Below are 13,485 nucleotides of genomic sequence, written 5' to 3' on the forward strand. Positions count from 1 at the left end.
GTTTTCACAGGAATGACAAAAAGGATTATGAATTAGGCAACGGTGGCGGTGTGTTACCTCCCAAGAATGATTTTAATTCTTCAACTTCTTGTAAAGCGGCCCAGCTAGCCATGCCCTGTTTCCAAACCAAACTTTCTTTGTTAATGGTTCTATTGGCAAAAAGAGCCTTAAGCTGGTCAATCCCTACAGGACCTTGTTGTGCTCCATCTACGGCATAAAAATATTGTACAGCTACTGGCATTGGTGGAGGCATTGCTCCGCCCGCCTGAGCTATTGGTTGTTGGCCGCCCATCTGGGGGCTCATAAGCCCTCCCATTTGTTGTGCAAGTACAAAGCCCATACCCATGCCCATTCCGGCACCAGCAGTTCCGCCCTCATTCTTGGCAGCGGCTTCAATAGCTTTAGCAGTTTTGAACTTGGTTAATTTATCCAAGTCCAACTTATCTATTCGGCTGTATTCAAAGATTTCTTTTTTAAGGTCTTCTGGCATCGAAACGTTTTCGATATAGAATTTTTCTAAGGAGATACCAACGGATAAGAACTCAGGTTTCATTACCTCTTGGCAGGTATCTGAAAGCTCGGAAGTATTGGCTGCATATAATTCGATAGGTAGATTTGCTTCACCAACTGTATCTGTAAAACGGGTGGCAATTAAACTTTTAAGGTGTTCGTTGATTTCAAAATTGGTAAAATTATTATCCGTACCTACAATATCAACAATAAATTTACCAGCGTCTGCAATTTTAAATGCATAGGTTCCAAATGCTCGTATTTCTACCAACCCAAAACGGTCGTCACTTAGGGTAATAGGATTTTTAGTGCCCCATTTTTCATCGGTAAACAAATGCGTATTTACAAAATAGACTTCAGCTTTAAAAGGAGAATTAAAACCATATTTCCACCCCTTTAATGTGGCTAAGATGGGTAAATTCTTTGTGGTTAAATCGTAAGTTCCAGGGGTAAATACATCTGCAAGTTGTCCTTCATTCACAAAGACTGCGGTCTGTCCCTCGCGAACAATAAGTTTTGCTCCGTTTTTAATTTCGTTCTGGTAACGCTCAAAACGATGCGCTATGGTATCGTCCGTGTAATCTAACCATTCGACAATGTCTATAAACTCATGACTGAGCTTTTCTTTGATTTTACTAAAAATATCCATGTTCGTAGTGTTTATACATTTAAAGTACTAAAACTAGCAAAAAACCTCTGTTCTAGCTTTAGATTAGTGTAAAATACCATGAATTTGTTACAAGTGGCTTTACCGTCTACCAATGCCCTGTTCCAGGTTCACCTTTAAAAGGACCTACCAAGTTTGTGGTAATCCAACCTGCGTAACTTTTTCCCGGTTGCGGCGTAACTTTTTCTTGTTTAATAAAACAGTTGAGCTGTTGGGGATAAAAAGCCAAATGGTCTTTGATAGCCTCAAATTCTGAAAATGGGTCTGGGTAGCTCCATGCAATAGCTTGTTCCGGGTCTGTTTTGAGCGCCCAATAAATAGCGGAGCCTTTCCATTCGCAGAGCGACTTTTTATTGGGGATACGAATTAAGAAGTTTTGATTAATATCAGTAGGCGGAATATAATAGCTTGGTGGATGGGCAGTTTCCATTATCGCATAACCATTCCGTGTTTTAGCAAGGCAGTTCTTTTCTTGATATACCGAGATTTCTTTTTTTACCTTTTCTATAGCGGGGGGTCTTGGAAAATCCCAAACTGAAATCTGTCCTTTTTTTGGCTCTTTGGCAAAAGGAGGTCTTCCTTTACCATTATATTCCCAACTCATTCTAGCTTTTTTAAGCCAATCTGGAAGTTTGTTCTTGCCGTCGGAAAATTTCATCCTTTGATTTTTTTTCTAATTAAATCATCCCTTGGGAATTGGCAACCAATAACAATGAAAGCACAAGAAATGAGAAAGCGGGAAAAGATTTTTTTAATGGGTCATTCACTTTTATATGCATTATAATTGCCCCTAGCATTAAGATGGCTAGAGCACCAGCTGCATAAATCGTTAGCATAGGAATCCAAATAGAAACAATGAGCAATAAAGCACTGATGACCTTGAGGCCACCAACTAAGTACATAGCAGCGGTGGATAGCCCGTAAGCTTGGAACTCATCTTTCATGCTCTGTGCATCGCTCCCACGCCAAGGAGTGGTTTTATTAAATCTTAAAAACCATACATTGATGATACTGATGAAAATTAAAATTTTAATACCAATTATCAGATATTCCATATTGTTTAATTAATTTTGAAAATTGTTAAACAAAAATACTAAATTATTGTATGGGATATATTAATACGAACTACTTTTCTTGGTATTTAATAGGTTTAATGACTTTTTCTGCAATTTCATTTATCATTTTTGGGCTTAGTTGTTTGTATTCATCATTTATGGTATCAGAATTTGAACGCTATGGTTTAAAGAACTTTAGAAAATTGAATGCGTACTTGCAATTGGTAGGTGGAGTAGGTCTTGTATTTGGTTTTTATTGGAAGATTTTTGGTATACTAGCCAGTGCAGGACTGGCTATTTTAATGATTTTGGGATTTATGGTTCGGCTAAAAATCAGAGATTCGTTCATAAAGTCATTTCCCGCATTTTTCTACATAGTAGTGAATACAACTATTTTAGTTTTATTAATTATGTAATAAACAGACTTAAATTTTAAGTAGATATGGATAAGAACGTACTAGGTACCGAACTAAAAGCCTGTTGCTACACTCCCAAAACGGGATTTTATCGTGATGGATTTTGCAGAACAGGGCCAGAAGATGTAGGAACCCACGTTATCTGTGCAATTATGGCGGAAGAGTTTTTGGAGTACACAATAATGCAGGGAAATGATTTAAGTACACCTATTCCTATGTATCAGTTTCCGGGATTAAAGTCAGGAGATAAATGGTGTTTATGTGCCTCTAGATGGAAACAAGCCTACAAAGCTGGGAAAGCACCAGAAGTAATTTTAGAAGCTACGCATGAAAAAGCATTACAAATAGTCGATTTTGAAATGCTTTTAGAACATAAACATATTGAAGCTTAGTCGGCTTCTATTACTGCTATGGCCTCAATTTCCACACCCCAAGAATGAGCTCCTAAAGTTTCCACACCAACTAAAGTGCTTGCAGGCATGTTGGCATCACCTAGAACTTCTTTTCTAACAGCACGGAACGCATCCAAATATTCTGGCTTATAGTCTACTACAAAAGTGCTGTATTTAACAACATCTTTAAAAGTTGCCCCTGTATTTTCTAAAGTCCCTGTAAGTTTATTAATGGCATCTCTAAATTGCGCTTCAAAATCTTCACCTTCTCCTACTTGACCTGAAATATATATGGTTTTTGTACCATTGGCTTCCACTATAACTGCCTCAGAATAGCCTTGGCGGGCATCAATATGTTCTATGGAAAAAGTAGAAGTTTGGGTCTCTTTTTCCACGGGTATATTGGTTTCGTTTTTACATGCGATTAGAAAAACAAATAATAGGAAGTAAATAGGTTTCATAAACTTTAATTTACTATCAAGATAGTTCATTTCTTATTAAATAATTTAGCGCTTTTTTCGAAACAACTTTTTTAGCTTGCTAATGGAATCTGTCTTTTTAGCGGGATATTCCATGATTACCACTTCTCCTAGTATTTGCATATCTTCCTCTAGTTTAATACAAAGTGGCGCTTGATTTTCTTGAACAATGATTTCTTTGGTTTCAAAACCAATATAGGAGACAAATAATACTTCTTTTTCTTTTGTCTTTGGGACTGTTAGGCTAAACCTTCCTTTCATGTCAGTTTTAGTACCAATGACACTTCCTTTTAATACAATGTTTACTCCAGGCAAGGGTAAGTTATTAATATCGTTGATTACTCCAGTTATAGTAAACGATTCTTTTTCTACAGGTTGCGGTGCAATACGCCCCAACACAAAATTCCCTTCTACTTCATGGGTAGGTTCTACAGTCTGCTGGGCTAGGAGTGGACTTCCTAAAGCCAATAGTGAGGTAAAACCAAGCATTGCTGCATTTCTTCTAAACTGTGTTTGTGATGTTGTTGGTAGTGGTGTATTCAGTTGTTCTGGTTTAAAGCGGCCACAGATAGTATCTCCCTTTTTTATCTTACGGGATAACTCACTTTTCGTAGTATGGGTAAAGTCAATTACTTCTTTAGCACAGCTTTTACAAAAAGCGCCTTTTTGCGTTTGAGTCATTTTGTTCCAATCTTCGGAGCATGGTTTTGGGATAGTAATTTTATAGCTCATGATATTGTTCTTTAGAGCTAAACTAAAGGAGTAATCAAAAGTTTAAAAGTGGGAATTAGGGAATGGTACTTTTGGGTGAGGGAAGAATATTTTTTGAGAGTATCTTCGCCAAAAAAACAAAATGCTTAAAGCGGTATTATTTGATATGGACGGGGTTATTATAGACTCTGAGCCTCTGCATCAAAGAGCCTATTATGGAATGTTCAAAGAAGTGGGGATTTCCGTTTCAGATACACTTTATGAAAGTTTTACCGGAAAAGCTACTTTACAAATCTGTAAGCAATTGGTGCAGGAGTTTAACTTAAACCGAGCATCGCATGAATTGGTCAATATTAAAAGAAGCATCTTTAAACAGCTTTTTCTGCATGATCCAGAGCTGGATTTAATTGATGGAGTGCGTGAGTTAATAGAAGAATACCACAAAAATGGTCTTACTTTGGTTTTGGCGAGTTCGGCATCAATGCCCACCATAAACAATGTATTTTCAAGATTTAAGTTGGACCAGTACTTTAAGGCCAAACTAAGCGGAGCAGATTTAAAAGCTTCCAAACCTCATCCCGAGATTTTTTTAAAGGCGGCTGAAACTTCTTGTTTTAGTCCATCAGAATGTATGGTCATTGAAGATTCTACCAATGGGATACAAGCTGCCCATGCTGCTGGCATCTACTGTGTTGGATTTAAAAGTCCACATTCTAAAAATCAAGATTATTCCCTGGCTAATAAAGTGATTTCTTCTTTTGAGGAGATACGATTCGATAGAGCTAGTAAATTGTTTTGAAACACCCTGTAGTCATTTTTAACCGAATGTAGTGAGTGTGAGAATTTTCAAAATTATTTTCATTTTTGTTTGCTGAAGCTCTCAAAGCTACTTCCTTTTCTCAATACCGATAAAACAATATATTTGATAAGTCAATCAAATGAAGATGCTATTACTGTTTTTACAGGGTTTTCCAGATTTTAATATCTATAGCACCCCATTATTGGTGTTAGTAGTGCAAGGCTTATTACTTTGCTTTTTGTTGTACAGCAGGTTTGTAAAAAACAAAAGAATTCCAGATGTTTTACTTGCATGTATCTTATTGATTATGTGCTACCATAGAACTACATACACTATAGGTTTCATGGGTTGGTACGATACTTTTAGGAACACCAAGATAAACTACTATTTAGTGAGCATGGAAATGCTTACAGCACCTTTAATCTACTTTTATGTAAAGAGTGTGGTAACCCCCGGGTTTAAATTTGTAAAAACACATTTACTACATGCCTTGCCTTGGGTGCTGTTTTTTATGTTAAAACTCGTCATATTAATTTATGATGCACAACAACTAGAGTTTGCAGAGGTACAAAATGGCTATTTGGTAGTCAATTTTCAATGGCCATACCTTAATCCTTTGGTAACGGTAATTTCATCTGCTCAAATGCTGTTGTACCTAGCTTTTTCTTTTCAGCTATTTTACACTTACAAACATAATATTCAGCAATTCTTTTCCAACACTTTTAAAAAAGAGCTAAACTGGATTCGTAATTTCTTATTTATTTACTCCTTTATTTTTGTTTATGGATTAATTCAAATTCTTGTTGATGAAATAATTGTTGAGATGAGTTGGACACAAAAATGGTGGATTCAATTCTTTTCCGCTCTCGCCCTTTTATACTTTGGGGTAAAAGGATACTTCACAGATTTTAATTTTTTAAAAGATTTTGAGGTGGCAAAAAATAAACCTCAAACAAAACGATCTGAAGTTTTGGATGAAGGAATTACAAAAGGGAAGGAAAATGTAAACGCATTGTTTAAAAAAGATAAGGTTTATTTAGACCCAGAATTGAATCTGGCACAGCTTTCTAAAAAGCTAGGCGTTCCTAGAAGTGAAGCTTCTGAAATTATTAATCTAGGCTTTGGAGTTAATTTTAATGATTTTGTTAATCAGTTTAGAATTTCAGAGTTTAAGCAACGCTTGCAAGGAGGAGCTCACAAACAATTTTCTTTAGTTGGGTTGGCCTTTGAATGCGGATTTAACAGTAAAGCTACCTTTAACCGCGTATTTAAGAAAGAAGTAAAATTAACGCCCACAGAATACCTAGAATCCCTAAAAAAGTAACGTCTCAAATCGTATGAGACGTCTCTATTTTATTTAAGTCGTCCATAGAAAACTACTTTCTCAAATTTGTTCTAGTATTAATCTCAAAAACAAATAATCATGAGAAAAACAATAATCTTTAGTGTGGTAGTATTTTTAATGGTGATGTCCGTTTTATGGTCACAAAAATCTAATGTGGAGATAGCTTCTGGTTCATCAATAGAATTGGATTATCCAAATTATAAGATGTACGAGCTGCAGCTTAAAAACAATACGGGAGCTCAAATTGATGTTGAGGTTCAGAATAAAGAAACGGGAGAATTTGTTCGCGGTTTTGGTTTGGGGCCTCTAGGAAAGGTTGAGGTTATGGTGGAGCAAGGAAGTAAAATTACATTCACTAATAACTCTAATAAAATGGGTAAGATTTCCGTAAAGATGTTGAACACGGATGTAAAATTAAAGCCTAAAAGTACAAGAGGACAAAGCATAAGTTTTAAATTAATCAACCCAAGTAATAAAGCTATTCCACTGATAATTCCTAATGTGATGAATCCAAACTTATCGCCAAATTCATCTAGTGGTGTGGACTTAAAAATAGGTCAAGAGTTGTTATTTAGAAATGGACTTAAAAAGTATGTACTACTAACCGTTGATGAAACGATTAAAGAAGGACAAGAGCTTGATGTATATGAGTTACTACAACAGCGTAAAAAAGAGTTAGGTTTAAAGCAGTAATAAGAAGCTAAATTTTTTGCATGGTGTGTGGTCGAGATATAGAAATCTGAAACAGGTTTTGTATCTCGACCACATTTTTTTAATACCCTATTCTTCACTACATTTAAGACTGACTAATTTAAAAGGTGTTTTCCGTTTTAGTCATTTCGAACCGAATGAAAATGAGTGTGAGAAATCTAGATTTCTCATTCGTAGTGAAACTACTCATGTCGAAATGACATTCAACTAAAAATCACCAACCAAAAAAACACAGATGAAGAAATACTTTACTAAGCTATCCTTATTAGCCCTAGCCTTATTACTTATACCATTGAATCTAAGCGCACAGCGAAGAAATAAAACCCAGAAGGCGGTGCCTTCAATTCCTTCAGAGCTTTATTCTAGTATGGAATATCGTTTGGTAGGTCCGTTTCGTGGTGGACGATCTGCGGCGGTTACTGGAGTGCCAGGAGAACCTAATCTGTTTTACTTTGGTGCTACCGGGGGTGGTGTTTGGAAAACGATGAATGGCGGGCGTACATGGGAGAATATCTCAGATGGTTATTTTGGTGGAAGTATAGGTGCTGTTGAGGTTGCTAAAAGTGACCCAAATGTCATTTATGTTGGCGGGGGTGAAAAAACGCTTCGCGGAAATGTTTCCAGTGGTTATGGGATTTGGAAAACAGAAGATGCCGGTAAAACATGGACTTCCGCTGGACTTGAAAACAGTCGCCATGTGCCACGAATCCGTATTCATCCCACAGATCATAATACGGTATATGCTGCTGTATTGGGCAATATCTATAAACCTACCCAAGAACGTGGTATCTATAAAAGTACGGACGGTGGAAAAACATGGGCAAAAAAGCTTTTTGTGAATAATCAAGCTGGAGCTGTAGATTTAACCTTTGATCCTAATAATCCACGAATTTTGTATGCGTCTACTTGGCGTGCGCAGCGAACGTCTCACTCTTTGAGTAGCGGTGGTGATGGTTCTGCACTTTGGAAAAGTACGGATAGTGGTGAAACTTGGACAGAGATTTCCAAAAATGAAGGTTTTCCAAAAGATACTTTAGGGATTATTGGAGTAACCGTTTCCCCTAAAAATAGTGAACGTGTTTGGGCCATTGTAGAAAATAAGGATAAAGGGGGCTTGTACCGTTCGGATGATGGCGGAAAAAAATGGACCCAGGTTAATAGTGAGCGTAAATTACGTCAAAGGGCTTGGTACTATACAAGAGTATATGCAGATACCGAGAATGAAGATGTGGTGTATGTCTTAAATGTACGTTACCATAAATCCACAGATGGTGGAAAAACCTTTAACACCTTTAACGCACCACATGGTGACCATCACGATTTATGGATTGCTCCAGAAAATAGTAAGCGTATGATTATTGGTGATGACGGTGGCGCACAAGTTACCTATGATGGTGGAGAAACTTGGAGTACATACTATAACCAACCTACCGCACAATTTTACCGGGTAACCACGGACAATGCCTTCCCGTATCGTATTTATGTGGCACAACAGGATAATTCAACCATAAGAATTAACCACCGTTCGGATGGTGGAAGTATAAGCGAAGATGATTGGGAACGGACAGCTGGTGGTGAGAGTGCTCACTTAGCGATTGATCCTACGGATAATGATATTGTGTATGGAGGTAGTTACGATGGATTTCTAACACGTGTAAACCACAAGAACAATACGGTTAGAGGTATAAACGTGTGGCCGGATAACCCAATGGGTGCTGGTGCAGAGGCTATGAAATATCGTTTTCAGTGGAATTTCCCTATTATTTTTAGCAGGCATAACCCCAAAAAATTATATACTTTTTCCAATCATGTACACTTATCGGAAAATGAGGGGCAAAGCTGGAAACTCTTGAGCGGGGACCTTACTCGTAATGACCCAACAAAACTGGTCAGTAGTGGTGGCCCAATAACCCAAGACAATACGAGTGTTGAGTATTATTGCACCATTTTTGCAGCAAATGAAAGCCCACTTAAAGAAGGCTTACTTTGGGTTGGCAGTGATGATGGTTTGATCCATGTCACTAAAGACGGCGGTCAGAATTGGGAGAATGTGACGCCTCCAAACATGCCGGAATGGAGTATGGTAAATAGTATTGAGCCCTCGGCTTTTGATGAAGGAACCTGTTATGTAGCAGCAACTCGTTATAAGTTGGGAGATTTTGCCCCATACCTATACAAAACAACTGACTATGGAAAAACATGGTCTAAAATCACAAGCGGCATAGAAAGTGAGCATTTTACTAGAGTGCTACGTGAAGACCCCAATCAAAAAGGATTGTTGTATGCTGGTACGGAAACTGGGATGTATGTTTCTTTTAATGATGGAAGAGATTGGGAGAAATTCCAGTTGAATTTACCCATAGTACCCATCACAGATTTAGCACTTAAAGACAATAATTTGGTGGTAGCTACTCAAGGACGAAGTGTTTGGATATTGGACGACCTAACGGTATTACATCAATTAAATTCGGCTGATAAAGGTGCTTCAATGAAATTATTTGCTCCTAAAGATTCCTACAGAACTAAAGGGCGTGCGGCTAGTAAACCAAGCCTAACGGCTGGACAAAACCATCCTAATGGAGTAGTGACTCATTTCTACATAAAGGACAAAAACGAGAAAGATAGTATTAGTCTTACCTATACTTCTATGGCTGGTGATACGCTTGGGAACTTTAGCACTTTTGCCAAAGACAAAAAGAATAAGTTAAAAGTAAAAAAAGGTGGAAATACCCATGTTTGGGATACTAGGGGAAAAGGATCAGAGCGTTTAAAAGGAATGATTCTATGGTGGGCTAATTTAAACGGTGCTAAAGCAGTACCTGGCAGTTACAAAGTGCATTTAAATGTTAATGGAACTACGCTGAGTGAGACGTTTAAAATTTTACCGGACCCGCGTGCTGAGGTTTCTGTAGCGGATATGCAGAAGCAGTACGACTTTATTTCCAGTATTAATGAAACGGTCGATAAGGCCCATCAGTCCATAAAAAAGATTCGTAAAATCAATGAAAGATTGGATGCCTTTACAACCCAGTACAAAGAAAATGAGGCTACCAAAGCGCTGGTTGAGAAAGCAAAGAAGATGAAAGAAGGTTTTGGTGAGATAGAGAAAGCGCTTTATCAAACTAAAAACAGAAGCAATCAAGACCCGTTAAACTTTCCCATTAAATTGACCAATAAATTGGCGCATTTAAATAGCTTGGTCTCCATAGATGATTTTCCTCCTACTGAGCAAGATATTGCTGTTAAGAATGAAATGACCACTAAAATTAATGCCCAATTAGAGGCCTTTGATACCTTGGTAGATAAGGAAATGAAAGAATTCAATGCTCAGTTCAATGCTTTAAATTTAGAGTATTTGAGTATTGAGGATTAAAAGGTTAAGGTTTTGGGTAAGAGGAATAAGGTTTTAAACAACTCCTTTTTTACCTTTGGCCTTATAACCTCTGCCAAAGTTTATGGAATTATATAATTATATCAAATCCCTGCATTTAATCTTTGTGATTACATGGTTTGCAGGGCTTTTTTATATTCCACGCCTCTTTATTTATCATATCGAAGCAAATGCAAAACCTTCTCCCGAAAAGGAAATTTTAACCAAGCAATTAAAACTCATGACCAAAAGGTTATGGTATATCATTACTTGGCCATCGGCAATTTTATGTGTGTTTTTTGCGCTTTGGTTGTTGCACCTTCGAATAGCGTTGGTATATCAGCCATGGATGCAAGTAAAACTGGGATTTGTGGTTTTATTGATAGCTTATCATTTTAAATGTCATCAAATTTTTGCTCAGCTACAGGATGATAAGGTTAAATACACTTCTAATTTTATGCGTATTTGGAACGAAGGCGCAACACTGCTTCTATTTGCCATAGTCTTTTTGGTGATTTTAAAAAGCGCTGTAAATTGGATTTATGGAGTATTGGGTATAATCCTCTTGGGTATTCTCTTAATGTTGGGCATTCGACTTTATAAACGTATTCGAGATAAAAACCCTGAGGCTTAGGTTGAAATTTAGGTGAGTAGTCTGCTTTGGTTCGATTATTGCTAACTTTAATCCCAAACTAGATTGGGCTTGTTCAAAAAACTATCCTTAAGGTCACGCATATTCTTTACCATGATTTTATTGGTGCTTATCGCATCGGTGTTGATTGCTGGGGTAACCATTTATCAATATAGGGAGCAATCCAAGGATTATCATGAGAACCGCTTAGAACGCAAAGAGGAGCAGATTCTACAGAGTATCAATTACGTTCTAAAAGAGACCACTTACGAGCCTATTACAGAGAATTTGGAGTTCATTTTTATGAACGAGATTTATAAGATCTCTGATGTTCAAAATGTAAACTTCAATATCTACGATTTAGAAGGGTCCTTGATTAAAAGCTCCAAACCCGCTTTTGAGGCGGATTCTGTGGCAAATTGCTTGGATGCAGAGGTATTGAACAATTTATTGGCAAGTGCGGACAAGCGCTATGTAGAGAAAAAGCGTACTGCTGGGGATAAATATCAAGCGTCATATAATTATATAACTGACCCAAAGTTCAAGCCCATAGGTATAATGAACTTGCCCTATTTTGAAGATAATTCCTTTAATGATATGGAGCTTCGGGAGTTTTTAATGCGTCTTGGTGGGGTTTATCTGCTGATGTTACTTTCCGCAATCCTACTGGCGTATTTTATTTCCAAATATATAACTAGGTCACTACAAAATATTTCGGACAAAATAGGGCAGACTAACCTGAACAAACGAAACGAAAAAATTAGTATTGAAGACCCAAGTGAAGAGATAGGCAAACTGGTTGAGGCTTATAATGCCATGATTGACAAATTGGAAGAAAGTGCTGTGAAGTTGGCGCGGAGCGAACGCGAACAAGCCTGGCGTGAAATGGCTAAACAAGTAGCACATGAAATTAAAAATCCATTGACTCCAATGCGACTGACGGTGCAAAGTTTTGAACGAAAGTTTGATCCCAAAGACCCTAATGCAGAATTGAAAATGAAAGAGTTCTCCAAAACCTTGGTGCAGCAGATAGATACAATGAGCAATATTGCTTCTGCTTTCTCCAACTTTGCAGATATGCCTGCCCAGCAAAAAGAGACGTTAAATGTGGTAAAAGTGACCAAGCTGTCTTTGGACATTTTTCATGAACCTTATATCCATTTTATATCCCAAGAAGAAGAAATTATAGCAAAGTTAGACCGTACGCAGTTAATAAGAGTGGTTACCAATTTGGTGAAGAATGCAATTCAGGCTGTACCCGAAGTTGAAAATCCACGTATTTTGGTTACAGTGGCTCCAGAAGAAAATCAAGTTAAGATTTCAATCGCGGATAATGGGGTGGGAATTGCCGATGAGTTTAAGGATAAAATATTTGAGCCCAAGTTTACTACAAAATCCAGTGGAATGGGACTGGGACTTGGTATGGTAAAAAACATTGTTGAAAATTATAACGGAAGCATAGATTTTACCTCCCAGAAAGGAAAAGGAACGGTTTTTACGGTTAAATTTCCAAAGGAGTAATTTTTTTTGAACGGTAGAGGCGGGTTGTACACACAATGCTGAATGTGTAATTTTATCTAATATCTAACATTTATTTAATGGACTACGAGAATATCTACATAGAGGAGCAGAATAATATTGCAACTATAACTATTGATAGGCCTAAAAAATTAAATGCTCTAAATAAAGCTACTATTACCGAATTGCATGAGGCATTTAAAGAATTGGATGAAGATAAAGGAACCAAAGTAATTATCGTTACGGGGAGTGGAGAGAAAGCATTTGTGGCTGGCGCCGATATTTCTGAATTTGCTCATTTTTCTGAAAAAGAAGGGGGTAAATTGGCAGCCAAAGGACAAGAACTTTTGTTTGATTTTGTTGCAAATCTTAGTACACCAGTTATTGCTGCGGTCAACGGTTTTGCATTGGGAGGTGGCTTGGAATTGGCAATGGCCTGTCATTTTAGAGTAGCTAGTGACAATGCTAGAATGGGATTGCCAGAAGTATCCCTAGGGGTAATTCCAGGGTATGGTGGAACTCAACGACTGCCTGAGCTTGTTGGAAAAGGGAAAGCAATGGAACTGATTATGACTGCAGGCATGTTGGATGCACAGAAAGCGTTGGATTGTGGTTTGGTTAATTATGTAGTTTCCCAAGAAGAATTGTTGCCGCTATGTGAAAAGCTGGCAAGCAAGATATCGAATAACTCCTCAGTTGCCATAAAACAGGCAATAAAAGCTGTAAATGCGGGTTATAGCTATGATAAAGATGGCTATGCTGTTGAGATTGATGCTTTTGGAGAGTGTTTCGGCACGGACGATTTTAAAGAAGGTACTTCGGCCTTTTTAGATAAACGTAAAGCCAATTTCCCCGGTTCATAGCCTTGGTTCAACCAAAGC

The 13,485-nt window shown here is 37.5% G+C and carries 14 protein-coding genes; 9 read left to right on the top strand and 5 right to left on the bottom strand.

The features are described from left to right. Window positions 1–25: 25 nt before the first annotated feature. The 3 genes from AACP56_RS07580 to AACP56_RS07590 form a co-directional block, all read right to left on the bottom strand. Window positions 26–1,159, bottom strand: a complete 1,134-nt coding sequence (locus tag AACP56_RS07580; protein WP_339335804.1) for an SPFH domain-containing protein — start codon at window positions 1,157–1,159, stop codon at window positions 26–28. A 106-nt stretch (window positions 1,160–1,265) separates the two neighbouring features. After that, the gene (locus AACP56_RS07585) at window positions 1,266–1,835 is read right to left on the bottom strand and encodes a DUF427 domain-containing protein (protein WP_339335802.1); all 570 of its coding nucleotides are present in this window, start codon (window positions 1,833–1,835) and stop codon (window positions 1,266–1,268) included. 19 nt (window positions 1,836–1,854) lie between these two features. Further along, complete coding sequence (locus tag AACP56_RS07590; RefSeq protein ID WP_339335800.1) at window positions 1,855–2,232, bottom strand: DoxX family protein; 378 nt, start codon at window positions 2,230–2,232, stop codon at window positions 1,855–1,857. A 50-nt stretch (window positions 2,233–2,282) separates the two neighbouring features. Here AACP56_RS07590 and AACP56_RS07595 point away from each other — a divergent pair, with 50 nt between their 5' ends. Further along, complete coding sequence (locus AACP56_RS07595; RefSeq protein WP_339335798.1) at window positions 2,283–2,648, top strand: DoxX family protein; 366 nt, start codon at window positions 2,283–2,285, stop codon at window positions 2,646–2,648. A 26-nt stretch (window positions 2,649–2,674) separates the two neighbouring features. Beyond that, on the top strand, window positions 2,675–3,040 hold the full coding sequence (locus AACP56_RS07600) for a DUF2237 family protein (RefSeq protein ID WP_339335796.1): 366 nt from the start codon (window positions 2,675–2,677) through the stop codon (window positions 3,038–3,040). Here AACP56_RS07600 and AACP56_RS07605 read toward each other — a convergent pair. Further along, entirely contained in the window at window positions 3,037–3,501 is a 465-nt protein-coding gene (locus AACP56_RS07605) for a RidA family protein (RefSeq protein WP_339335794.1), read from the bottom strand. The genes AACP56_RS07600 and AACP56_RS07605 overlap by 4 nt on opposite strands. Before the next feature lie 45 nt (window positions 3,502–3,546). Next, entirely contained in the window at window positions 3,547–4,251 is a 705-nt protein-coding gene (locus AACP56_RS07610) for a carboxypeptidase-like regulatory domain-containing protein (RefSeq protein ID WP_339335792.1), read from the bottom strand. Window positions 4,252–4,372: 121 nt separating this feature from the next. Here AACP56_RS07610 and AACP56_RS07615 point away from each other — a divergent pair, with 121 nt between their 5' ends. The 7 genes from AACP56_RS07615 to AACP56_RS07645 all read left to right on the top strand — a co-directional run bounded on the left by AACP56_RS07615 (window position 4,373) and on the right by AACP56_RS07645 (window position 13,467). Continuing rightward, window positions 4,373–5,029 carry an HAD family hydrolase gene (locus AACP56_RS07615; RefSeq protein WP_339335790.1) on the top strand — a complete coding sequence of 219 codons (657 nt, stop codon included), beginning with the start codon at window positions 4,373–4,375 and terminating at the stop codon, window positions 5,027–5,029. A 145-nt stretch (window positions 5,030–5,174) separates the two neighbouring features. Continuing rightward, window positions 5,175–6,353, top strand: a complete 1,179-nt coding sequence (locus AACP56_RS07620; protein WP_339335788.1) for a helix-turn-helix domain-containing protein — start codon at window positions 5,175–5,177, stop codon at window positions 6,351–6,353. Between the two features lie 99 nt (window positions 6,354–6,452). Beyond that, a complete protein-coding gene (locus AACP56_RS07625; protein ID WP_339335786.1) occupies window positions 6,453–7,067 on the top strand; it encodes a hypothetical protein in 615 nt (204 codons plus the stop codon). A 253-nt stretch (window positions 7,068–7,320) separates the two neighbouring features. After that, entirely contained in the window at window positions 7,321–10,458 is a 3,138-nt protein-coding gene (locus tag AACP56_RS07630; protein ID WP_339335784.1) for a VPS10 domain-containing protein, read from the top strand. Between the two features lie 82 nt (window positions 10,459–10,540). Continuing rightward, window positions 10,541–11,089: a CopD family protein gene (locus AACP56_RS07635; protein ID WP_339335782.1), complete on the top strand. Its 549-nt coding sequence runs from the start codon at window positions 10,541–10,543 to the stop codon at window positions 11,087–11,089. A 111-nt stretch (window positions 11,090–11,200) separates the two neighbouring features. Further along, the gene (locus AACP56_RS07640; RefSeq protein WP_339337019.1) at window positions 11,201–12,607 is read left to right on the top strand and encodes a sensor histidine kinase; all 1,407 of its coding nucleotides are present in this window, start codon (window positions 11,201–11,203) and stop codon (window positions 12,605–12,607) included. A 77-nt stretch (window positions 12,608–12,684) separates the two neighbouring features. Next, complete coding sequence (locus AACP56_RS07645; RefSeq protein ID WP_339335780.1) at window positions 12,685–13,467, top strand: enoyl-CoA hydratase/isomerase family protein; 783 nt, start codon at window positions 12,685–12,687, stop codon at window positions 13,465–13,467. The last annotated feature ends 18 nt before the right edge of the window (window positions 13,468–13,485 follow it).

It is taken from the genome of Croceitalea sp. MTPC6, from assembly GCF_036985525.1.
Lineage (GTDB): Bacteria > Bacteroidota > Bacteroidia > Flavobacteriales > Flavobacteriaceae > Croceitalea.

Excerpts from the sequence above, each read along its gene's own strand:
- AACP56_RS07580 (WP_339335804.1), bottom strand. The coding sequence starts at position 1,159 with ATGGATATTTTTAGTAAAATCAAAGAAAAGCTCAGTCATGAGTTTATA.
- AACP56_RS07585 (WP_339335802.1), bottom strand. The coding sequence starts at position 1,835 with ATGAAATTTTCCGACGGCAAGAACAAACTTCCAGATTGGCTTAAAAAA.
- AACP56_RS07590 (WP_339335800.1), bottom strand. The coding sequence starts at position 2,232 with ATGGAATATCTGATAATTGGTATTAAAATTTTAATTTTCATCAGTATC.
- AACP56_RS07595 (WP_339335798.1), top strand. The coding sequence starts at position 2,283 with ATGGGATATATTAATACGAACTACTTTTCTTGGTATTTAATAGGTTTA.
- AACP56_RS07600 (WP_339335796.1), top strand. The coding sequence starts at position 2,675 with ATGGATAAGAACGTACTAGGTACCGAACTAAAAGCCTGTTGCTACACT.
- AACP56_RS07605 (WP_339335794.1), bottom strand. The coding sequence starts at position 3,501 with ATGAAACCTATTTACTTCCTATTATTTGTTTTTCTAATCGCATGTAAA.
- AACP56_RS07610 (WP_339335792.1), bottom strand. The coding sequence starts at position 4,251 with ATGAGCTATAAAATTACTATCCCAAAACCATGCTCCGAAGATTGGAAC.
- AACP56_RS07615 (WP_339335790.1), top strand. The coding sequence starts at position 4,373 with ATGCTTAAAGCGGTATTATTTGATATGGACGGGGTTATTATAGACTCT.
- AACP56_RS07620 (WP_339335788.1), top strand. The coding sequence starts at position 5,175 with ATGCTATTACTGTTTTTACAGGGTTTTCCAGATTTTAATATCTATAGC.
- AACP56_RS07625 (WP_339335786.1), top strand. The coding sequence starts at position 6,453 with ATGAGAAAAACAATAATCTTTAGTGTGGTAGTATTTTTAATGGTGATG.
- AACP56_RS07630 (WP_339335784.1), top strand. The coding sequence starts at position 7,321 with ATGAAGAAATACTTTACTAAGCTATCCTTATTAGCCCTAGCCTTATTA.
- AACP56_RS07635 (WP_339335782.1), top strand. The coding sequence starts at position 10,541 with ATGGAATTATATAATTATATCAAATCCCTGCATTTAATCTTTGTGATT.
- AACP56_RS07640 (WP_339337019.1), top strand. The coding sequence starts at position 11,201 with ATGATTTTATTGGTGCTTATCGCATCGGTGTTGATTGCTGGGGTAACC.
- AACP56_RS07645 (WP_339335780.1), top strand. The coding sequence starts at position 12,685 with ATGGACTACGAGAATATCTACATAGAGGAGCAGAATAATATTGCAACT.